Source organism: Maribacter sp. 1_MG-2023 (genome assembly GCF_030547005.1).
Lineage (GTDB): Bacteria > Bacteroidota > Bacteroidia > Flavobacteriales > Flavobacteriaceae > Maribacter.
On sequence record NZ_JAUOPN010000018.1, the window covers coordinates 18,402 to 41,616 of the forward strand.

16 protein-coding genes are annotated in these 23,215 nt (G+C 36.6%); all 16 read right to left on the minus strand.

Annotated elements, in window-relative coordinates:
- Positions 1–121: 121 nt before the first annotated feature.
- Positions 122–2,107, minus strand: a complete 1,986-nt coding sequence (locus Q4500_RS16485) for a glycoside hydrolase family 127 protein (RefSeq protein WP_303600691.1) — start codon at positions 2,105–2,107, stop codon at positions 122–124.
- A 33-nt stretch (positions 2,108–2,140) separates the two neighbouring features.
- Positions 2,141–3,706: a sugar porter family MFS transporter gene (locus Q4500_RS16490; protein ID WP_303600692.1), complete on the minus strand. Its 1,566-nt coding sequence runs from the start codon at positions 3,704–3,706 to the stop codon at positions 2,141–2,143.
- 32 nt (positions 3,707–3,738) lie between these two features.
- Positions 3,739–5,499 carry an arylsulfatase gene (locus tag Q4500_RS16495; RefSeq protein ID WP_303600693.1) on the minus strand — a complete coding sequence of 587 codons (1,761 nt, stop codon included), beginning with the start codon at positions 5,497–5,499 and terminating at the stop codon, positions 3,739–3,741.
- 13 nt (positions 5,500–5,512) lie between these two features.
- Positions 5,513–6,670: a mandelate racemase/muconate lactonizing enzyme family protein gene (locus Q4500_RS16500; RefSeq protein WP_303600694.1), complete on the minus strand. Its 1,158-nt coding sequence runs from the start codon at positions 6,668–6,670 to the stop codon at positions 5,513–5,515.
- 9 nt (positions 6,671–6,679) lie between these two features.
- Positions 6,680–7,960 (minus strand): MFS transporter, encoded by a 1,281-nt coding sequence (locus Q4500_RS16505; RefSeq protein ID WP_303600695.1) that lies wholly within the window; start codon positions 7,958–7,960, stop codon positions 6,680–6,682.
- Positions 7,961–7,972: 12 nt separating this feature from the next.
- On the minus strand, positions 7,973–9,382 hold the full coding sequence (locus tag Q4500_RS16510) for a sulfatase (RefSeq protein WP_303600696.1): 1,410 nt from the start codon (positions 9,380–9,382) through the stop codon (positions 7,973–7,975).
- Positions 9,383–9,479: 97 nt separating this feature from the next.
- Positions 9,480–11,231 (minus strand): RagB/SusD family nutrient uptake outer membrane protein, encoded by a 1,752-nt coding sequence (locus Q4500_RS16515; RefSeq protein ID WP_303600697.1) that lies wholly within the window; start codon positions 11,229–11,231, stop codon positions 9,480–9,482.
- Positions 11,232–11,242: 11 nt separating this feature from the next.
- Positions 11,243–14,434 carry a TonB-dependent receptor gene (locus Q4500_RS16520; protein ID WP_303600698.1) on the minus strand — a complete coding sequence of 1,064 codons (3,192 nt, stop codon included), beginning with the start codon at positions 14,432–14,434 and terminating at the stop codon, positions 11,243–11,245.
- A 366-nt stretch (positions 14,435–14,800) separates the two neighbouring features.
- Positions 14,801–15,121, minus strand: a complete 321-nt coding sequence (locus tag Q4500_RS16525) for a hypothetical protein (RefSeq protein WP_303600699.1) — start codon at positions 15,119–15,121, stop codon at positions 14,801–14,803.
- The gene (locus Q4500_RS16530; protein ID WP_303600700.1) at positions 15,118–15,777 is read right to left on the minus strand and encodes a bifunctional 4-hydroxy-2-oxoglutarate aldolase/2-dehydro-3-deoxy-phosphogluconate aldolase; all 660 of its coding nucleotides are present in this window, start codon (positions 15,775–15,777) and stop codon (positions 15,118–15,120) included. Before Q4500_RS16530 ends, Q4500_RS16525 begins: the two co-directional genes overlap by 4 nt.
- Entirely contained in the window at positions 15,767–16,717 is a 951-nt protein-coding gene (locus Q4500_RS16535; protein WP_303600701.1) for a 2-dehydro-3-deoxygalactonokinase, read from the minus strand. The genes Q4500_RS16530 and Q4500_RS16535 overlap by 11 nt, the downstream gene beginning before the upstream one ends.
- On the minus strand, positions 16,714–18,162 hold the full coding sequence (locus tag Q4500_RS16540) for an aldehyde dehydrogenase family protein (protein ID WP_303600702.1): 1,449 nt from the start codon (positions 18,160–18,162) through the stop codon (positions 16,714–16,716). The genes Q4500_RS16535 and Q4500_RS16540 overlap by 4 nt, the downstream gene beginning before the upstream one ends.
- Entirely contained in the window at positions 18,137–19,306 is a 1,170-nt protein-coding gene (locus Q4500_RS16545) for a mandelate racemase/muconate lactonizing enzyme family protein (protein ID WP_303600703.1), read from the minus strand. The genes Q4500_RS16540 and Q4500_RS16545 overlap by 26 nt, the downstream gene beginning before the upstream one ends.
- A 54-nt stretch (positions 19,307–19,360) precedes the next feature.
- Positions 19,361–20,368 carry an L-rhamnose/proton symporter RhaT gene (locus Q4500_RS16550; RefSeq protein WP_303600704.1) on the minus strand — a complete coding sequence of 336 codons (1,008 nt, stop codon included), beginning with the start codon at positions 20,366–20,368 and terminating at the stop codon, positions 19,361–19,363.
- Positions 20,369–20,796: 428 nt separating this feature from the next.
- Complete coding sequence (locus Q4500_RS16555) at positions 20,797–22,107, minus strand: GntP family permease (protein WP_303600705.1); 1,311 nt, start codon at positions 22,105–22,107, stop codon at positions 20,797–20,799.
- A 174-nt stretch (positions 22,108–22,281) separates the two neighbouring features.
- Entirely contained in the window at positions 22,282–23,178 is an 897-nt protein-coding gene (locus Q4500_RS16560; protein ID WP_303600706.1) for an AraC family transcriptional regulator, read from the minus strand.
- Positions 23,179–23,215 lie beyond the last annotated feature (37 nt).

The window sequence follows — 23,215 nt, forward strand, 5'->3', positions numbered from 1 at the left end:
TGTTGAAATAAGGATTACAAGTAACGTAAATTCAGTATAAAGGGTGATGTAATTATTAACTAAGACCTACACTATATTACCCTTTATTTAATCTTCAGAATTACTTTTCCACCAATAAAGTTTACTCCCAAACAACAGGCATAAACACCGTCATTTCTGCTTGCCCCCTGTTACTCCAAGCAAAATAAGGAACAAACTTATTCTTGTAGGACTCCCATTCTGGCTTAGTAAACGTATGATACATACCTTCAGATTTGTCTTTCCGTATTAAAATTTCACCTTTCACAACAGATACTCCGCCTAAAAAATTAGGCTGAAATTCCTCTTTAAGTTCGGTGTTTCCATTAAAATACACATTAAGCACCTCTGTATTTTCTGGCAAATCTGGAGACTCTATGCAATAGACAATAGGACCACGCTTTATAGCTACTTGATTACGAACTTCCTCGATTCTAGGATGCCCTTCCACTAGATTAATTTCCATTGGAATATCTAAAAGAACAACGTCACCCATTTTCCAAACCCTATTAATTTTAGCAAAGGTCCCTGGGTTTATTTGTATTGAAGTGGGCTCTCCATTAATTTGTAATGTAGCAGATTTTGCCCAACCTGGTATTCGAAATGCAATTTCAAATGATTCGGTTTTACATTCCTCAACGGTGATTTTGATACGACCTTTCCAAGGATAATCAGTTTCTTGGGAAAGTGCTATAGCAGTACCGTCAGATAGATTTGTTTTTAAGTGATTTGATCCATAAAGATTTACAGAAACCCCGTTATCAGACACACTATATGCCCACCCTGAAACTTTTGATATAGTCCTAACCAAATTTGGAGGACAACAAAAGCATTCTAAATAAGGCTCTCTATTAGGTGTTTCTGTTACATTTTCATGGGCTTCATAATCTCGCGTATTATTGACCATTCGTAACGGATTGGCATAGAAATACTCTTTACCTTCTACACTTATACCAGATAGCCCACTATTATAAAGTACCAGCTCTATGATATCCATATATTTAGATTCTCCATGAATACCGAACATGCGATAACTGAACATGGCATTACATAAATTGGCACAAGTCTCGTTGTAAGCGGTCATATTAGGCATCATGTATGCATCTATAAATCCCTCTTCAATCATATCTAAATTGGTAGAAGCGCCGTAATGCGCCTGACCAACTGCACCGGTTACGTACATTTTCTTTTGGGTAACATTATCCCAAAGTAGGTCTAACGCATTTAGTAATGCCTGCTCCCCAGTTTCAGAATATACATCTGCAGCACCGGCATAATAATATAAAGCCAATACGGCATGACCGACAGCTTCTTTAGATTCGCGCAAAGGAGTACGCTCTTGAACCATATCACCTATAGGATACCCTATTGTGGTAGAATCATGTTTTACCTCATACTTGCCACGGTTATTTATGAATTTTTCTGCTAACCTCAAATACTTCGCATCGCCAACTGTTCTATATAACTCTACCAAGCCCATAATTTGAGTTTGGTTAAATCCAAATCGTCCAAAATGTTTCGTTTCGGGCATGAATATGGTATGCAGTAAATCGGCATGTTTTATGGCGATATTCAGAAAATTATTTTGCCCGGTAACGTTATGATGAATACAAGCACTTATTAACAAATGCCCAGTATTATACATCTCATGATATTTTCTGTTTTCGTAACGATCAGCGTCTTTACGAAGTTGTATTTGTGTTTGCAGATAACCATCTTCTTCTTGAGCTTGTGAGATAATGGAGATATATTCATCTATTTCAGAAAGTATGCCGGCATTCTTGGTATACGCATAGATATATGTTTTTGCCTCAATGAATTTATAAAAATCACCATCATGCCAAAACATCCCTTTATGCTCACCTTCTTTAAGACCAGCGGCAATTTTAAAATTGTTTAAGGCATGACCAACATCACCACATAGTAGGTCTCCCATATAGGGTACCATAATTTTCTCTGCAGTTTTGAACTTATCGGCCCAAAAACCTCCTGTCCAATTACAATCTCCGATGCCAATACTTTTCAATTTACTATTTGTATTAAAAGTCAAATTTGCGGCTAGTTTCTGATCTATTTTAGAAATGCTCATTTTCAAAGGATATGTTTAATTACGATATTAATTTTATTTTTTTAGAAGTGCCAATTGTATTTCTTCAATACTCATATTCTTGGTTTCTTTTAAGTACCTCCATATTATTACCATACCTATGGCAACAGTAGCTGCATAAAAAAGAAAAATAGCACTACCACCCATTGTGGCTAATTGCCACGGAAAAAACTGTTGTACTACATAGTTGGTTAAACTTGTAATGATGGTGAAAAAAGGTATGGCAATACCACGTATAGAAATTGGGAATATCTCAGAAAACAAGACCCACATAATTGGTCCGACAGAAAAATGGAATGCCGCAATAAAACTTAACAGACCAATTAGAATTAAGGTCGCGTTTAAATCTGCCGCTTTTTCTAAGAGTAAGCTGCTATTATTACGCGCACCCTCTTCACCTAGAACTTCTTTTAATGCGTTTTTAAATTCAGTATCGCTACCAAATTCTTTACCAACAAGCACATTAAGTTTGTCAACACCTTCCATATCCGACATTTGAGAAATAGCATCTTGTGTAATGGTATAGCGGGCACTTTTAAATCCGTAAGAACACATACCTAAACTAATGATGATCCAGACCATGCCAAAAATAATCATTGGTTTACGCCCAATCCTATCAATCAATAAAATAGCAAGTACAGTAAATATAACACTGGTCAGTCCAATCCAAATAGCTTGGGCAAAGGCAGTATCTGTTCCTAAACCTAATTGTTCAAAAACTGTAGGTGCATAAAACAAAATAGCATTTATTCCAGTAGATTGTTGCACAATGGCTATCGTTGTAGCTATGATCAAAATATTGCGCATTGGTTTACTGAAAATCTCCTTAAACTGAGCCACCATTGAACGATTTTCATCTCCCTTATCCAAACTCTTTTGAGTCTCTTGAATATGTTGGTCAATTTCATTAGAAGGAATAATTTTTGACAAGGTTCTTTTAGCATCAGCGATTCTATTTTTATACACCAACCAAGCAGGACTTTCTGGTATAAAAAATAACAGCACCAACCATACTAAGGCAGGTAATATTTCAGAAGCCAGCATCCACCGCCATGTATTTTCATTAACTCCCCAACTTATTGTCCATTCTGCACCAGACCCAATAGCTTGCAGAATTAAATAATTAATAAAATATGCCGTCGATAAACCTACCACTATATTAATTTGAGTCGTTGATACTAGTTTGCCACGTAATTTTGGAGGTGCTATTTCACCAATATACATTGACGCCAATGAGATTGAACTAAAAGCCAAACCGCCTATAAAACGAGCAATAACCAAAGTCCAATAGTTTGGTGCCAAGGCAGAAGTTATTGCAGAAAAGAGGTAAAGTATAGCAACAATCTGTAAGGTTTTTTTACGACCAAATTGATTACAAGCATACCCTGCAAAAGGCAATGCCAATAAAACCCCAAGCGCGGGTGCACTTACAGCTGTACCTAGTTGTAAATCTGTTAAACCGAATTCTTGAGAAATAAAATTTACAGTTCCTGATATCAACGCAGCATCTAATCCAAAAATAAAGCCGCCAATTGCAACTATTATAGCATAGGTAAATGCTCTATTCTTCTTTGCTCCCATTTATTTTTAATTAGTGGTTTTATATCTTATTACTACTTAGTATTAATTCGTTTTACATCCACAAAAAGCGGTCCTGTTGCCAACCTACCAATTTTAAAATAGGCATGAAAATTACCTTCTCCTTTTGGTAATGAAACATCGTTAAATACTACATTTTTCTGACCTTTACGAATGGGTTGTTCAAGATGAAGGTCGTTATATTTTAAGTGGGCAACACCATCGTCATTCACTTCTGGCAAATCTAAACTTACAGTATACATCCCTAATTCTGTAGTTACCCGCCAATGCCCCAACTCATTTTTTGAAATTACTCGTGGTCCGCCCCAATCGAATCTTGAAAGGTTTACTTCTGGTTGTTGCGCGGTACCTAAATATATTCTTTGAATGCCTTTAGCGTCTCGTTCTTCAGTAACCTCATCGAACCAATTTTCATATTCAGCCAATAGCTGCTCTACCATTTCAGGGTGTTTTGCTGCAAGATCTATTCGTTCACTTGGATCTTCTTCAACATCGTAGAGCTCTAAATTTGAAAGTACCTCTTGTAACTCTTCATCTTTAGGTTGATATAAAATACCATGCGGAAAATCATGCGGACTGATCAATTTATATTTTTGCGCCCGTACTGCAAAATGCATGTATTTAAAAGGTGTAGGACCATAATGCATTTGGGTAAAAAACAAGCTGTTTTCAAAAACATCTGTTTCACCTTTCCATAATGGCAAAAGAGATTTACCATCTATTTTAATATTTTCTGGTGCCTGTACATTACAAGCATCCAATATGGTGGGTAAAATGTCGATAACCGTACCCATAGTTTTTGAAGTTTGATTCGGTTTTATTTTACCTGGCCACCTTACAAAAAACGGCACCCTTATTCCACATTCATATACACTTGTTTTAGTCCCTCTTAAATTAGCCGTCCAACGGCCAGGGTATACATCATTTTTAGTCCTTCTATTTCTTGGACCGTTGTCAGATAGAAAAATAACGATCGTGTTTTCTTCAATACCTAATTCTTTTAATTTTTCTAATACACGACCAACATTATAATCTATATTATCGATCATGCCATACGTTAAGGCATTGTCTTCATGCAAACCCTTTTTACGATAAGGTTCAGCACGTTCATCAGGAACTTGTAATGGAAAATGAGGAAGATTGGTCGCTAAATAAGCTAAAAAAGGTTTTTTATTTTTTTGACTTATGAAATCTATAGCGGCTTCAGTAAAAATATCATCACAATATCCCTCATACTTTTTTGATACGTTATTATGCTCTAGAATAGGGTCAAAATAGGTATTCCCTGCAGGACCTGCCGCCTGTCCTATTCCGCCACCTTTATGTACCAGTGCTTCTTGAAAACCTTGATCTGTTGGTCTCATTGGTGCATTATCGCCTAAGTGCCATTTTCCGAAAATGCCCGTTCTGTATCCGTTATCCTCAAGTATTTCCGCTAATGTTTCTTCAGATGTATTCATAAAATGATCTACCTGAGTTACTGCGGTTACCCCAGTTCTATATGGGTATCGACCTGTTAAAACTGCTGCACGAGATGCAGAACAATTTGGGTACGCAAAAAAATGGGTCATCTCTACACCCTGTTCTCCAATAGATTCCATATTAGGGGTTTTCAAAAACGGGTTACCGTGAGATCCAATATCACCATAACCTTGATCATCGCTCATCATAATAATAACATTAGGGCGATCTTGTGATTGCAAAATTGAACAGGCAGAAATAAATGTTACAGTTAACAATATTCTTGACAATCTAATCTTTAGGTGCGTACTCATAATTCTATTTTTTTTACCAATTTGTATAGGATCCGTCTCTCTTTTTTAAGCGAGGCGTCTCTACTGGAATAAATTTTTTCGATAAGGCTAATTCTTCATTAAACTCAACACCCAAACCTGGCACATTTGGTATAATATATTTAGCACCATCTAATTTGGGTTGTGTCGGATAAAATTCAGCAGCATTGGTACCTAATTGTTCTGCAGGTGTATTAATTTCCTCTAACCATGCTACATTGGGGCATGCTGCTGCCAAGTGAATAGAAGCCGCCGTACAGATCGGACCTAACGGGTTGTGCGGCATTAAATCTATATAATGAGCTTCTGCCATAGCAGCAACTTTCATTGCTTCGGTAATACCGCCCACATTGCATACATCTACCCTTGCAAATTGTGTAATACCTCTTTCTATATATGGTAAAAACTGCCATTTACTTGCAAATTCTTCTCCTATAGCAAATGGTATATCTATCATTTTACGAAGACTTTCATATGCTTCTGGCGTTTCATCTCTAATAGGCTCTTCAATAAAATCTAAAGTTCCATGTGGCATTTTTGAGAGAAATGAAAACGTCTCGGCCGCTGAAAGACGATGGTGATAATCGATACCTACAACGGGGTCAGGCCCTATTACCTCTCTTAATTTAGTAACCCATTTAGATACTGTAGCAATTGATTCTCGAGGTTCAAAAATAGCCTTGCTATTCTCTTCATATTCCGCAGGTGCCAAGCGTAACACATTCCACCCCTCTTTAATTAAAACCTGAGCTCTACTAATCAATTCTTCTTCTGTTGTAAACCGTAATGATGCAAAACAGTCTACATGGTTTCTTTGCTTGCCACCCAATAATTCATAGACAGGCACACCTAAAGATTTACCTTTAATATCATATAAGGCAATATCAATTGCAGAAATAGCAGCAGTTAATACGCGACCTCCTTCAAAATATTGACCTCTATACAAATCTTGCCAAATGGCTCCAATTTGGTGTGGATCCTTACCTAGTATATTAGGTCTAAAGTGGTCTATTGCACCCATAACCGCTAACTCTCTACCAGAAAGACCTGATGCTCCCCAACCATAAATACCAGAGTCGGTTTCAATTTTAATAATCAATTGACTACCAAAACCAATATTGATAGGAAATGTTTTTACTGCCGTAATCTTCATATATAATTCTTATGTTATGGGTTCTGCTACTTCAATTCGTTTTACTTTGCCAACAACCAACAAAAAGGATAAAAAACCAAGAAGTGTTATTGCACCTATAAAATATAGTGCGGGACTAAAATCCCCATCCTTTACCAAAATTCCTATTACTACAGGAACAATTACCGCCGATAGTCCTCCTATTAAATTAAACACTCCGCCTACTAATCCAATTAAATGCTTAGGTGCCATTAGTGACACAAACACCCATGTTATCGATGCCAAACCATTACCAAAAAAAGCCAAGGTCATAAACAAAATGACATAAAAAGTATCATCAGTAAAATTGGCACCTATGATCGTTACCGATAATAATAACCCACACAATACCGGTGTCTTTCTCGCAAACTCTATAGATTTTCCTTTTTTGATTAAATAATCTGATGTGAAACCAGAAAGTAACACTCCTGCGAATGCTGCAAGGAAAGGTACTGATGCCAAGAAGCCAGATTTTATAAAATCTAATCCTCGATATTCTACTAAGTAAGTTGGAAACCATGTCAAGAAAAATATAGAAACAGATCCTACACAAAATTGACCAAGATATACTCCCCACAATTTTCTGTGTTTAAAAGCTTGCGCTAAATCTGACCAGCTAAACTTGGTTTTTTCAGCAGATGAATTACTTGCCTTCACCAAACCACCGCCTTCTCTTATATGCGCTAATTCTTCGGCACTTACCGATTTATGATTATCTGGATCACGATAAAAAGCATACCAAACAATAGCCCAAAGTACACCTATAATACCTGATACAATAAATAAGCCTCGCCACCCCAATTGATCTTGAATTACGGTAAGAACAGGAAACAAAAAAGCCAAACCAATAAATTGCCCCGAAGTATAAATAGCTATAGCAGAAGCCCTTTCATTTTCAGGAAACCACTTTGTAACGATAGCATTATTTGCGGGATATGCCGGTGCTTCAAATATTCCAATACTTGCACGTAAACCCAACAAGACTATAAATGAATTGACAAAACCTTGTAACAGGGTAGATATTGACCAAAAGAAAAGCATTAGACCATATAACAATCTAGCACCGATTTTGTCAACAACGATACCACCTGGTATTTGAAGCGCAACGTAAGTCCACCCAAAAGCGGAAAATATTAACCCCAATTGTACCGATGAAAGATCTAAAGCTTCTTTTATAGCCGGGGCGGCAACTGATATATTCGTCCTGTCCAAATAATTGATAACCACACTACCAAAAATCAAGGCAAGCATATTATATCGTTTCTTGGTCATAAGATTTGATTTCTATTTGTTAGGTTCTCCGTTTAAATACTTTGATTGATCTCTGTACTGATCCATACGATCTATATCGACTTTTTCAAAAGACTTCTTAAGCATCCATCGAGGTCTTTCAAGCGTAAGTTCCCAAGAGAAAAGCTCTTTAAAAAGTTCCTTTACCATTTCAGGATGGTCTGCTACCACATTATTAGTTTCTGAAATATCTGCAGGTATATTATAAAGTTCTGCAGGCCTATCTGGATATCTTATAAGTTTCCAATCTCCTTTACGTATAACACCCCTTGCATCTTTTTTCCAAAAGAGCGTTTCATGTGGTCTATTTTTATCTATACCATTGATGTAAGGTATAAGGTTTACACCATCAATATCTTTTAGTTCTTTTTCATTACCGCCTGCTACAGCATAAAATGTAGGTAGCAGATCTAATGTACTTATTGGGTAGTCATATACCGTATTCGGTTTCACCTTACCTGGCCACTTCATTAAAAACGGCACACGTATACCTCCTTCTAAATGACTTGATTTAGTGCCACTTAACGGATAATTTACTCCTGCATTTTTATCTGTAGGTCCGCCATTGTCATTCGTGAATATTACAATGGTATTATCTTCTATACCTAAGTCCTTTAGCTTATCTAAAACTTTACCACAAGCACGATCTAGTGCCAAAGTCATGGCGGCAACTGTCTTTCGTTTACCTTCTAAACCAGGAAATTGTTTTAAATCATCTTCGGTTGCATCCATAGGGGTATGAACTGCATTAAATGATAGTATGGTAAAAAATGGTTTTGATGCTTTTACATTTCTTTCTATAAAATCTACAGATTCTTTTGCCAAGGCATCTGTCAAATATTTTTCTGGTTCTACAAAATTACCAAAGCCGCGTTCCATTAAATCCATTTCACTTGCAGGTGCATCTGAATATGGAAAATAACTTCTTGCGCCACCTCTAAAACCATAAAACTCATCGAAACCGCGTTTTGTTGGGTGAAAACGGTCATCGCCACCTAAGTGCCATTTTCCATAAAATGAAGTGGCATACCCTTGCTTTTTTAAGTAGTCTGCAATAGTTACTTCTTCTACTGGCACACCCATTTCACGGTCATCAGCTGCAGATACAGCACTCATATAACCAGGTACATTATTCTCTTCGAAACCAAATCTCTGTTGATATTTACCTGTAATCAACCCTGCCCTTGAAGGACCACATGTAGGATCAGAAACATACGCTTGGGTAAATCGCACACCTTGGCTTGCTAGTTTATCTAGATTAGGGGTCTTCATTATTTTGCTTCCATGAAAACCAAAATCTGCATAACCTGCATCATCAGAAAATAAGAGCACGATATTAGGCTTTTCTTGTGCCGAACAAAACAAAGACATAAGACAAACTGTTACAAATATTATTTTTTTCATTACAATTCTTTTTTAGAGTCCAAAATACTTCAGTAAAGGAAAGCCGGAGACATGCCCCGGCTTTTTACTGTATTCAAATTAAATAAGTAACAACTAATTAGTACCCCACATTTTGAATAAGTGCCTCAGTTCTATTTATTTCTGATTGAGGTACTGGTAAGTAGTACTGTTTTTGATCAAATGGTCTTGTTTCAATTGCAAATTCTTCAAAAGAAACATTTTCAGCAAGATCTTTTGTCCAGCGCATACCTTGTACATCAAAACCAAGATTATCCTCATTTAACCAACGTCGTTCGTCAAAGAAGTTATGGCCTTCAAAGGCAAGTTCTACTCGTCGTTCTCTTTTTATAGCCTCTAAAAGTTCTGGTCCACTAGCTATAATAGCCGGTTGTAACGCTCTTTCTGAAACTCTACTTACATATCTTCTTGCCGTTTCTTCATCACCAGCTCTAAATGAAGCCTCCGCATAATTCAAATAAATTTCTGCAAGTCGATAAATGATGTATGGCCTTCCTGGGCTGGCTTGTTTTACATTTGTACCTAGTGCCTCATTTTGGAATTTACGCATTGCATAACCAGTTGTAGACCCATGTCTAAAGTTTCCTAAAGTTTGTTGGTCTTGTGAAAAAGAGTCCAAACCATCTGGGACAACCGTGTTATCTACAGAAATAGAGTAATCAATAGATCTTCCTCTAAAAATTGCCCCTTGATAATTGATATTGGCATAAAAACGCATTTCACGGTTCTCATACGGGTTTGAAGTATCATAAGAAGGACTATCGGTAGTGTTACCATCGTCCATATTATAAATTAAAGTGTGGTTGTGCAATGGTGTAGAAAGACTCCATCCATCAAAACCTCTAGGTGACTGCGCATTGTCCGGCTGTGTCGTAACATCGGTACCAAATCCGAAAACACTTCCACCAAAAGGTCTTGCGAACAAAATATCTTGATTTGCTGATAAAAATAGTTCTTGGTAAGCTTTTGCATTTGGTGTACTTATCAAATCTCGATCCCCTACCAAATCAATAACGGCTGCGGCAGCATCTGCAGCATCTTGCCATTTATTTGGCTTATCATATGTATACAACTCTAGATTAGATGATTGCGGTGCCATAGCCGGGTCGTGCAAATCACTTGCCGCATATAATAATGTCCTAGATTTAAGAGCCAAGGCAGCTAATCTTGTAGCTCTACCAAATTCTCCACTATCTCTAGTCAAAGGTAAAAGCGGTACAATTTCATCGATTTCACTTACTATAAATTCTACAACCTCTTGATAGCTGTTACGTGGTATATTGAAATCATCATCTAGTGTGGCAGCAGAAGTCAATAATGGTACACCGCCATAGAATTTTAATAATTTTGAATACTGGTTGGCTCTCAAAAATCGCATTTCTGCCTTAAGTGCTTCAATTTCATCAGGATTATTTTGTTGTGCCTCACTTTCTTCAACCAATTCCAAAAATACATTGGCTTGCCTTACATAGGTCCAAAGATCTTGCCACTTTTGACCCAACTGACCTACATTAGCAGAAGTCCACCCTCTAACTACATTGAAACGATCTTGTGCTTGCGTAGCCGCGTTAAAATTCATTCTAGCTTCAAAAGAGGCTATCTCCACATTCATGTATCGGGCCCAAAATTGACTTCCAGCCCCAAATGATTCCGTACTGTTATATGTAGTGAATAGTAATAATTCAACTTGCTCGGGAGTACTTAATACCAAATCACTGGCAAAAGAATCTCTTACGTCTATTTCTAGACTATCTTCACAAGCCCCCAGTGTAAAGAGAATGAATGTTAGTACTATCGCACTATATCTTTTAATTGATTTATAATTTTTCATGATTATTTTTTTTAGAAACTAAAATTAACACCTATAGAATATGTCTTTAACGGAGTATATCGTGCTCCTCTAAAATTATTATAACCCGTAGCTTCTGGGTCAAGACCTAAATCCCAAATATCAGAGAAGAAAGTAGCGAGGTTATACCCCCTTGCAAATAAGCGAACATCAGCAAATTTGATAACCTCCCTTTTAAGGGTATATGACAATTCAACTTCTTTAAGGCGCACAAAAGAGGCGTCAAAATAATAAATATCAGCAAAGCCCTCGATACCATCGATTTGCCCTCCGCTGTAGGGATCACCCTGTGCAAAGGCTCTTGGATAGATAGAATTTCTATTGTTTGGCGTCCATCTTTCGTTAAATACGAATTCTGGTTTGGCTCCTGATTGATCAAAGAATACCAAAGTCTCTGCATCGGCTTGACCTTGGAACAAGAAATTTAGACCAAAGGCTTTATAATTGATGCCTCCAAAAATACCATATTGAACTTGTGGTATATTAGATGTTGATGTTCTAATAAAGTCATTTGCATCGGCTACACCATCATCATTTATATCCAAATAAATAGGCTCTCCTTCTACAGTACCGTCCCTTTTTATTTCAGTGGCATCTACTTGGGCTTGATCTCTAAAAATTCCATCAGTTGGAAAAACTAAATATGAATCTATTGGTTTTCCGCTTTGCTTTTGAGAGTCTAATATATTATCGCCTTCTGGTAGTGAAATTACTTCGTTACGAGCTTTGGTAAAGTTCATTCCTAAGTTATAAGAGAAATTATCGCTTACCTGGTCGTTCCATGCCAATTCAAATTCGTAACCCCAACTTCTAGTTTCACCAATATTTTCAGCTGGAATTTGACTGTTTTGCAATCCTATAAATCCAGGAATTGCCCCTGATCTGTTCACTAAAATATCTGACCTATCTTGTTCGTAGTAGTTGACATCACCAGATAATCTGTTTTCGAAAAACGTAAAGTTCAAACCAATGTTCCATAACTGAGCAGTTTCCCAAGTTACATCGGTATTTGCTAATCTAGCAAGATTATAGGTGTTGAAAAAACTTTCACCACCCGCTCCTAAAACATAATAATTTGGAAATCTTGTGCCCAATGGGTTGTTTGCGTTTCCTGTATTTGTTCCAAGATCAAATAAGGAAAGAAATTGGTTAGCGCCAATACGATCGTTACCCATTTCTGACCAAGAAGCCCTAAGTTTTAAACCGTCTATCCAACTAACATTCTCTAAGAAACCCTCTTTGTCTATTGCCCAAGAGGCTGCAACGCTAGGGAATGTCCCATAACGATTACCTTCTCCAAATCTACTGGACCCATCATAACGCATTGTAAAGTCTACAAAATATTTTTTCTTAAAATCATACGATAAGGATCCAAAGAAATCTTGCCTTTTGAATTCGGAGCTAGTTCCTCCAGATGACTGTCTATCATCATTGTTACCCTGAAACAATTCTCCTCTACTAGCATCAGGAAATCCACCTACTTTTGTTGCAAAGAAGTTATTTGAATCGTTCGTCAATCTTTCCATTCCCACAAAGGTGCTTATGGAGTGGTCGCCAAAAGTATGATCATAATGTAAACGTGCATTATAAATTTGCTCATCAAATTTGTTAAAACTTTCGGTCAAGATACGTTCTGTTCCTTGCTGGTTAGATCCAATTCTTGGCTCATAAGTTCCATCATCCAATTGTGCATAAAATGTCCATGGCGAATACCAAGATTTTGAATTATTTTCTATTTTTCTGAACCCTGTAAATCCTTTTATACTTAAGCCTTTTAAAACCTTATCTAAGTTCCAATCTACGGTAAAACGACCCGTTGTCGTGTTCGTAAAGTTATCTTCAAAACCAGAGTCATTACTAGATGTCAAAATAGGGTTACCTTCATCACCACCACGTGCTGGCAATCCATTTGGGAATCTAGCTATTTCGTTTGGTGGCAAACCATAAATTAATTTATAGATATTATTGGCATCTACACCTGGCGCGGTCGTTTTGCCAAAACGTGTAGACAAATCAACGCCTAATTTAAAGCTGTCAGTTAAATTGACATCAATGTTAGAACGTAGCTGGTATTGCTTGAAACCTAAAGCACCTGAACTGTACAAACCCTTTTGGTCAATAAAATCACCACTTACAAAATATTTAGCTTTATCGGTACCCCCTGATACAGAAAGGGAAGTTCTAGATTCTGGCGCGCTTTTTGCCAATACTTCATCAGCCCAATTGGTGTTAGGAAAACCTGCAATTTGCTCAGGACTAAACACTGGATCAGCATCAGCACCATTAACCCTTTCATTTATTTCATTCTCATATATAGCGAATTGATTGACATTCATCAATTCTGGCCGTCTAGTAAAAGATGAGATATTGTAAGCGTTAGAGAAATTAATTTTTGGTTTACCGCTCTTACCTCTTTTAGTGGTTACCAAAATAACCCCATTTGCTGCTCGTGATCCATAAATTGCCGCCGAACCATCTTTAAGAATGGTAAGCGATGCAATATCTTGTGGCGCCAATTGTGAGAATGAACCTGAAGGAACACCATCTATAAGTATTAATGGACTGTTATTGCCAAGAGTTGACTTTCCCCTAATCAAGATTGTAGTGGCATCATCATCCGTATTGCCGCCAGCACCATTTCCGGCACCAGGTACACCTCCACGGTCACTTATGATTAAACCAGAAGCCCTACCCGCCAATGACTTGGCAATATCTTTACTTGAAGACTGTTCTATAGCCTCACTACTGATGGTACTTACAGAACCGGTAACTTCCCCTTTTTTCTTAGTTGTATATCCTAAAACGACAACTTCGTCTAATTTAGAGGCATCTTCTTCAAGAGTTATATTAATTAGAGACTGTCCGTCAACCGGAATTTCCTGTGTGGCATAACCGATATAAGAAAAAACCAATACCTCACCATTGTTAACTGTTAAGGAATAGTTTCCATCAAAATCTGTTTGAGCACCAGTTGTAGTACCTTTTACCACGACACTTGCTCCTGGCAATGGACCTTGAGCATCTGAAATAGTACCCGAGATTACCACTTCTTGGGCCATTACACTTGTAATACCCATAAATACGCATAGAAAAGCACAAAGTCCCATTCTATGAAATTCTTTAAAATAAAAACCACCCCCCCTAGGGTTGTTTTTTTTAGCGATTGCTTTTTTCAATTTTTCCATAAAGCTTTCTGTTGTTTATTTAAGTTTAGTTTAAGTATTTCATTGTGTTTACTTGTTTGAATTTGAGTCTGATACGGAATACTCTTAACCCATCTTTAACAATTCTTTTACAAAAGAAGCGGAAGTAGCCCTGTTTTAACTCCAAAAAATTACCTAGTACTAGCATTATTCTAACCTTTTTGATTTCTTACCAAATTTTAAGGGTAAATTTTGCGAATATAACATTATCACATCCGCATTTTAAGCACATGTCTAAAAAAAAAGTGATTTGTAAAGAATAGTAAAAACGAAGAAGCTAAATATTAAATATTAGCGGCAATCATCAATATTAGTGGTAGAAAAAAAGTGTAGATAGTGTAGTCTTAGTTATTTTGAAATCTCCATAAATTCAACAGGAGAACCGTTGTGCTTGATGAAAGCCACCCGAACACCATCACCCGGAGAGAATGTTTCTACCAATATATCTCTACCTAACAAAGCTTCTTCTATATTATCGACTAGATAAGCCACGTGAGGTATAGTGCGCATCATTTCTGGCATTGGGCTATCAGCATCGAATTTCACCCACTCTATTGCATACTCATCATTATTGAAATCTGTATAATGTATTTTACCGGGCTCATAATAACCATCCCAGTCTTTTTCTTCTTGTGTAGGTATTCCAATATGACTGAATTGATAATTCATAATGCTATTTTTTTTGTAAAAAGTTTGATTTCGTTTCGTATTGCTATAAAATGATTCTGCAATGCATCAAAATCATTATCCTTGATCATTTGCTTATTAAATAAAGAACTCCCCATACCAGCACCCACTACGCCAGCTTCAAAAAAAGAGTTGATATTTTCTTTAGATACCCCACCTGTTGGCATTAGCTTGATTTGATTTAAGGGTGCCAACACATCTTTTATATATTGCGGACCTAGTTGTGTGGCAGGAAATACCTTTACCGCAGAAGCCCCTATTGACCAAGCCTTGTATATTTCACTTGGGGTATATGCCCCTGGAAAAATTGGAATCTGCATTTCAACGCATTTCTTTATAACCGCTTCATCTATAATTGGTGTTACTATAAACTGTGCTCCTGCTGCAATTGCGGTATCTAAGTCTGCCATAGTACACACCGTACCCGCACCTACATTTAAATCGGGGTAATTTAAACGTAACTCTGCTATTATTTCAGCTACGCTAGGCGTATTCATAGTAATTTCTATAGTGTAATAATGTGCACTGATATAGGCGTCAACAATCTGCCTTACCGTATCTATACCCAAACCTCTAACAATACCCACAATCGGAGTACTATTATATCTCTGCCAAGAAAAAGCTGTTTTATTTTGCATGAATTTGTATAATTTTTTTTTGCCCTATCAACAGAGCTTTTTCCAAAACTTTATCACCAAAACATATTACTTGCGTATCTTTTAGAAAGGTTTCTAAAGCTAATTTGTACATACTATAAAAAGGTTCTGTTGCCGCGAGAAAAATTGTCTGCCTCGTACCTTTTAAATAAGAAAGTTCATCTCCTATCAGCATACCGCTCAATAAATAATAGTTATCTTTTTTATTGGCATCGTTGAGAATATGCCTAGCCCTTATAGAAAAAAGATTTGCGCTCAACTCTCCACTAAAACCAATTTCTAACCCCTGTTTAAATGCATCATGTCTTTTATTGATCCAATGACATTTCTCTACACTATTCGACAAAATACTATTACAAGAAAACAACTCAAAAACTTCACCTGTCATGAAACTTTTTAAAGTGCTAAACTCCCCTTTTTTATAATCGATATGTTTACTGTGGGTGCCTGGTAATATGAGAATACCAGATTGGTAAGACTCCAAGTATTTAGCTAGACCAAATGCCTGTATTTCCTCGCCACGCATCATACCGGATTCTGTTTTGACCCCAGAAATCAATAAAATGGCTAAATTTTCTTTGAAAGACATTACTTGCCAAAGAAGACCATCGCCTTGGGTATTAAATGGTATTTGACCATAAGGTAAATTCTGCATCCCAATATTGGAAGAAGCCATACCAGCGGCTATTACCAGCCCTGCCTTATTGTTTTCACCAAGATTACTGATTTGACTTTCGAGGTAATTCTTAAAAAACTGAGTTCGGCCTATCTCATTTTGCTGTAAGAATTTTTGGTAAATAATTTTTACACCTTGATCGGTTTTATGCTCGACCAAAACATTTAACGTTTCGGTCTCTACCAACCTAAGCCTAAAGTTAGAGGTACCCCAATCACAACTAATAAAATAATCAGGAATTTTCATTTGTTCAAAGCCAGTGAAACTCTCTTTTTAATCAAATAATCATCTAATGCATATGTAGAACAATCTACACCTATACCACTATTTTTAACACCACCATGAGGCAGATAAATATCATATTTAACTCCATTAAGTTGCACCTCGCCAAATTCCAATTTTTCTGCAAAAAAGTTTAAAGTGTCCTTATTTTCTGCAAAAACATAAGAAGCTAAACCGGCATCTGTATTATTCGCCAATTCAATAACCTCTTCTTTCGTTTTAAAGGGAACAATTATTGCCACAGGACCAAAAATTTCATGCTGAAGTATTTCTGCATTATTATCTTTCATGCGGATAACCGTTGGTTCAAAATAATAGCCTTTTCCATCAAGAGGATTGCCACCATATACAAGTTCACCGCCTTGGTCTATTGCTTCTTTTACTATTCCATGTACTTTTTTTACCGACCCTTCATTTGCCAATGGTCCCATATCAGGACCGTTTTCACGGCCGAATCCGATTTTAGCACTACTGAACTTTGTTGCCAAACCTTCCGTAAATTTATCGATAAGTGATTCGTGAACGAAGAAGCGATTAGGCGCTACACAAATTTGACCTGTGTTTCCAATTTTTAATGCAGCTCCGAGATTTATAGCCAACTCTAAGTTAGCATCATCCATTACAATAAAAGGGGCATTACCGCCACACTCCATACTATATCTTTTGATAGATGTTCGTGCACTTTGAACTATAAGTTTCTGTGCCGTTTCAGTTGAGCCGATCATGGTAATTAACCTTGGTATTTTACTCTCACATAATGGAATACCCACATCTTTTAAATCACCACAAATTACATTGACAACACCTCTTGGAAAATCTATTTCCGCACAAAGTTCACCTATTATATAAGCCGATAAGGGTGAAAATTCAGATGGTTTCAATATGATACTAGATCCTGATGCCAGTGCCGGTCCTAGTTTAAAACCTAGATTTAATAATGGAAAGTTATATGCCAAAAAAGCAACGGCTACACCTAACGGTTGAGATACCATATGATGTTCATGACTACCGTCTTCATCTTCAATCGGTATATCTTTTCTTAATTGAATTTCGTCAGAATAGTATTTTAATGAGTTAGTGATACTGGTAAGATCTTCTTCTGAACCTTGCCACGTTTTACCCATTTCATACATGATACTTTCACGTAGCAAATCGCTATTCTCTATTATTTTATTTCTTAATTTATCAATCCACTGTAACCTGGTCGCTAATGGCATTACTGACCATATCTCGAATCCTTTTTGTGCAGATTCTAAGGCTCTATTCGTATCTTCAATACTTGCCCATGCAATGGTAGCAGTAGGCTTCTCATCTGCAGGGCATATCACTTCAAAAGTCTTTCCGTTGGAAGCTTCAGTTAATTGCCCGTCTATATATAATTTTTTATGACCGAATTTCAATGCTTTCATTATTTGTATTTGTTTCTTTCTCCTTAAATTTTTCTAAAGCGTCAACATCAACATCTACCCCTAACCCTGGTGAATTTGGTACATTTATTAAACCATTTACCACTTTAACATCGCTTTTTGTAACTAAATCTCTAAGGGCATTTTCGGTACGATCTAGTTCCATCGTTGGTAATTCGCAGTACATTCTACCAGGATTCATATCTAAATTACCCACAAAATGTACGGCTGCACTAATGGCGATCCAAGTACCCCAAGTATGTGGTACAACATCTTTACTATAGGTTTGTGCTAAAGTTGCTATGCGCTTAGCCTCGGTTAGTCCGCCGGTAGCACAAATATCTGGCTGGGCAATATCTACGCACTCATTCTCAAACAAGCGTTTAAAACCAAACTTTAGATATTCACATTCACCACCAGCTATAGGAATTGATGTATTCTCTCTCAACCTTCTATAACCTTCATAATCTTCTGGAGAAACAGGCTCTTCAAACCATGAAATATCAAACTTTTCAACTTGTTGCGCAAGCTTTAAAGATTCACGGTAATTATAGGCATGATTAGAATCGATCATTAGCCTAATATCTGGTCCAATAGCTTTTCTTATTGCAGAAATATATTTAAGATCTTCTTCAACTCCAAGACCTACTTTCATCTTTACCGCCTTAAAACCTTGACTTTTATATAGTAGTGCTTCTTCAACCAATGTTTCTTCAAGATTTTCTACTCTTGTAAAATATAAACCGGTTGCATAAGGCTGTATTACAGGATTTTTAACCCCTCCCAATAGTACAGAAACAGGCTGATCTAATAATTTTCCTTTAATATCCCATAGTGCAACATCTATTGCACTAATCGCAGCTTGCAGGCTTCCACTACGGGCATAGTCTAATGAACGGCGGTACATTTCTTGCCATAATATTTCATGCCCTAAAGCGTCTTTACCTAGAAGAAAAGGTGTAAAAAATTCAATACCTGCCTTAATAACACCTGCTGGTCCATAGCCTTCTCCCCAACCATAGGTACCATCTTCTAAAATAACTTTTACAATACAAATTCTACGGGTATCATATTGCCACTGAGAAAAATAGAAAGGAGTGTCTAGCTTGTGAACTATGATATAAGGTTCGATTTTCGCTATCTTCATTTGTATATATTATTTACTTAAAATCAATTTAATTCATACCCTTACGGCAACTCATTAATAATTTGCATACCCTAATATGCATATTGCTATAATAAGCACAGCAAGACCCATCATTAGTAACTTGAATGGCGCTTTTGCATTTTTCCATTCACCTGCTCTATATGCCCATATATTACTAATGATCAATGCTAAACCAAGTAGTATTGGCCATCCAATTACCGGTCCCATTTCACCCATTAACGCAGCACCTTGTCCATAAACGCCAAGTGCCGAAAACCAGAATATACCAGAAACAATTGCCCACATATAAGCCTTTCCACTATTGGCTACTTTGTAAGAACTCCAAGAATTATTTTTTATCAATCTAAACACAGCATAGCCGCCATTAACAAGAAATGCACCAATAAGCACTACTACCCACGATGCTAAACTTGCATTTTGAGTACCGACACCAAAATCATCAACAGCCACTTGTGCAATTGATGTCGCATTTGAGAACCCCACATTTAAAAAAGCAGAAAGAACACCAGATATTATAGCTATCAATACACCGGTTTTAATCGCAGTATTGGTAGATGACTCATCAATTTTCAACTTATCTCTACGTACACCTGCTACAGCTGTAATTGCAACCCCTACTATTAAAAGCACTACACCAATCATTATTATCGGGAAGGACGGTTGCGCAAAAGCCCCTTCAATTTGAAACAAAGGAATTATTGACCCGACCGAAGCCGCTAAACCCATTACTACCCCATAAGTAATAGAAATACCTGTCTTTTCTACACTAACCCCAAAAAGGATGCCTCCAACACCCCATAAAGCACCATATAAAGCGGGTAGCACTAATGCATTACTATCTATTGAAGCAATTACCTGAAACAGATCAGGAATGACCAAAATCGCCCAAACGAAAGGAACTAAAATCATTGCAACAAAGGCATGGAGCAACCACCATGCTTCCCATTTTAAAGGAGCCATATATTTCATACCCAAACCAAATGTTCCCTGAAAGAAACTTGCTAAAAGCACTAATATTAAAGGAAGGAATTCAATATTCATAATTTAATTTTATACAAAAAAAAGAGCTATTCGATATACATGCACTATTTGAATTCATCATGCACAAACACAATTTTACCCTCGTTTTAATTTCATTTATTAGAAAGATATAGCTGGATTTAATATCATTTTTAAGAATAAATAATTGACCCTATCAAATTGTCATATTATAATATAAAACACGGCAATACATGTAAATTACTACCGTGCTTATATGCAACAACTAACTCAACAACTATAATTGTCTTAATTCAACTAACAATTCAAAGTACGTGGTTATCAAGAAGATCCACTATGCAATTATTAACCTAGGACTGCACAATATTATCAATTTGACAAAATTCTTATAGCCAAACAGATAATTTTAATAAATTTTGAAGATTTTTAAATGTAATTCAAAGACAATGAAGCATTTACTTATATTATTCTTAGTTGAAAAACCAAAATAATATTAGAACCAGCATACCACCACTAATTGCTACTACACCAGATAGCACACTAAATGACCTTAGTAGCCTGGTCACCGAAATATCATGCACCTCTTTAAATAGCCAGAAAAAACTACTGTTTACATGAATTATACCTAAAGACCCAGCACCAATGGCAGCAGCCGTTAATTCAGGGTTCAAGACGCCACCAGTTACCAAAGGGGCTGCAATAGAAGCTGTAGTTATCAATGAGACGGTTATAGAACCAGTAACTGTGGTGAACAAAAAGCTAAGTAAAAAAGGAATAATAACACCTAACACAGAAAGGCTGCCCATATCTACTTCTGAAAATAGGGAATTGACAATCTCGGTATCCTTAATTACTTGACCAAAGGCACCACCTGTACCAGTGATAAGTATCACTATGGCACATTTGGCTCCTGCAGACTGAAAATACGAATTTAGGCGTGATGAAAAATTCACTTTACCTATTAAAGGAAGCGCAAAGCAAACACCAATCATCAATGCCCAAACCGGATTCTTAATAAAATCTATAAACGGATTGTTAGCCGAAAATATACTTCCTACAGACATTAAAATTAAAGGAACAAGTAATGAGGCAAAGGGTAATATTCGTTTATAACCAACTAATTCTTTCTTATCTCTAATATCAGCATCTTGTTCAAATGAATTTGAACTTGGCATATTCAATCTCTTTGCATTGAGCTTTATCCATATTAAACCACCAACTACCGCAACCAATGCCACCATAACATTAAATGGTATCATATCACCAATATTGATTTCTAAAAGTGCAGCTACGGCTAAAGGACCTGGGGTTGGAGGAATAAGTGCATGTGCCACCGTTAAACTCATTGCAAGCGACAACCCTAATACCAAAATAGACTGACCAGATCTCTTTGATAACGCTACCATAGTTGGCAACAACGTTAAATAGGCAACATCCATAAAAACAGGTATACCTACCAGAAAACCGATTACCGCCATGCCCAATGGCAAACGATTGATTCCAAAAAGTTTTATGATACTTTCGGCAATTACATCTGCCCCACCGGTCTCTGCCAAAATTTCACCTAGCAACGTCCCAAATAGAATGACCAAGCCTATCCATTTTAACGTATTACCAAAACCACTTAAAAGACTTTCGGTTACTATTTCGACTGAATTACCGGTTGCCAACCCTAAAACTAATCCAGCAATTAAAAGCGCAGGAATAGGGTGCACCTTAAATATCGTGACACCAACTATTAATAAAACAATGCAAAAAATTAAAATAAAAAGCGAGGTCATATTCTTTTGATTCTACGGAAAGTTAATTTCAATTAATTGTTTATTGATAACATTCCTCTTACAAACTTAACAGAAATAGCGGTTAACTATAGCTACACGATTACCCTGTAGAAACACTATATTAACATATATAAAACCTTATAAAAGTACCTAAATCGGTAGTGAATCAATTGCCTAAACATCTTCTAACTCTAACTTTTGATCCGAAATATAAGGTTCCATATATTCAGTTGGAGTCATATTCATTAGCGCCTTAAATTGGCGATTGAAATTTGTGACAGTATTGAAACCAGATTGATAGCAAATTGTAGTAATCTGTAGTTTACCTTCTATTAATAATTTGCAAGCGTGCCCAATTCTAATTTCATTTAAAAACTGCACAAATGACTTTTGAGTTCTTTTTTTAAAGTACCTACAAAAGGCATTTGGCGCCATATGAGCAATAGATGCCACGGTCTCTAATTCTATCTTATTTTCAAAATTCTCATTGAGATATGAGATTATTCTAGCCATTCGCTCTTTCTCACTTTTCTTGTATGAATTATCAAAACCATTGGAACATAGAAAATTAAAATTCTCGCTTACCGACAAAATATCTAATATTTTCAATAGCCCAACGATTCGTGAAAGCCCCTGCCCCCTAACAAGACCCATCATATGAGTATGTACTAAATACGTTGCAGCCTTAGAAAACTTAAGACCCCTATTTGCATTATCAAAAAGTGTTTGTAATCTTTTTGCTTCGGGTAATTCTTTAAAAGCCTCTCCTAAAAAATCACGTTCAAATTTTACTACAATTAAATCTGCTGAGTTATTTTCGTCTAAACCATCATAATACTCACGATGGTTTCTGAACAAATGCGGTACATTACTACCTATCATATAAAGCTCACCCTCCTCAAAATTACCAATCGAATTACCCACATAACGTGTACCAGTACTTTTCAAAAAATAGATAAGCTCTATCTCTGGATGAAAATGCCAATCTTGCTCAATACAAGGTATCGTGTCTTGTCGTGCTAAAAATGAATTTTCAGGCTTTCTGTCGGTTTGTTTATAGGTTAGTTTCATAATGCCTATTGCTAAAATTTAATATTGTGAAAAATTA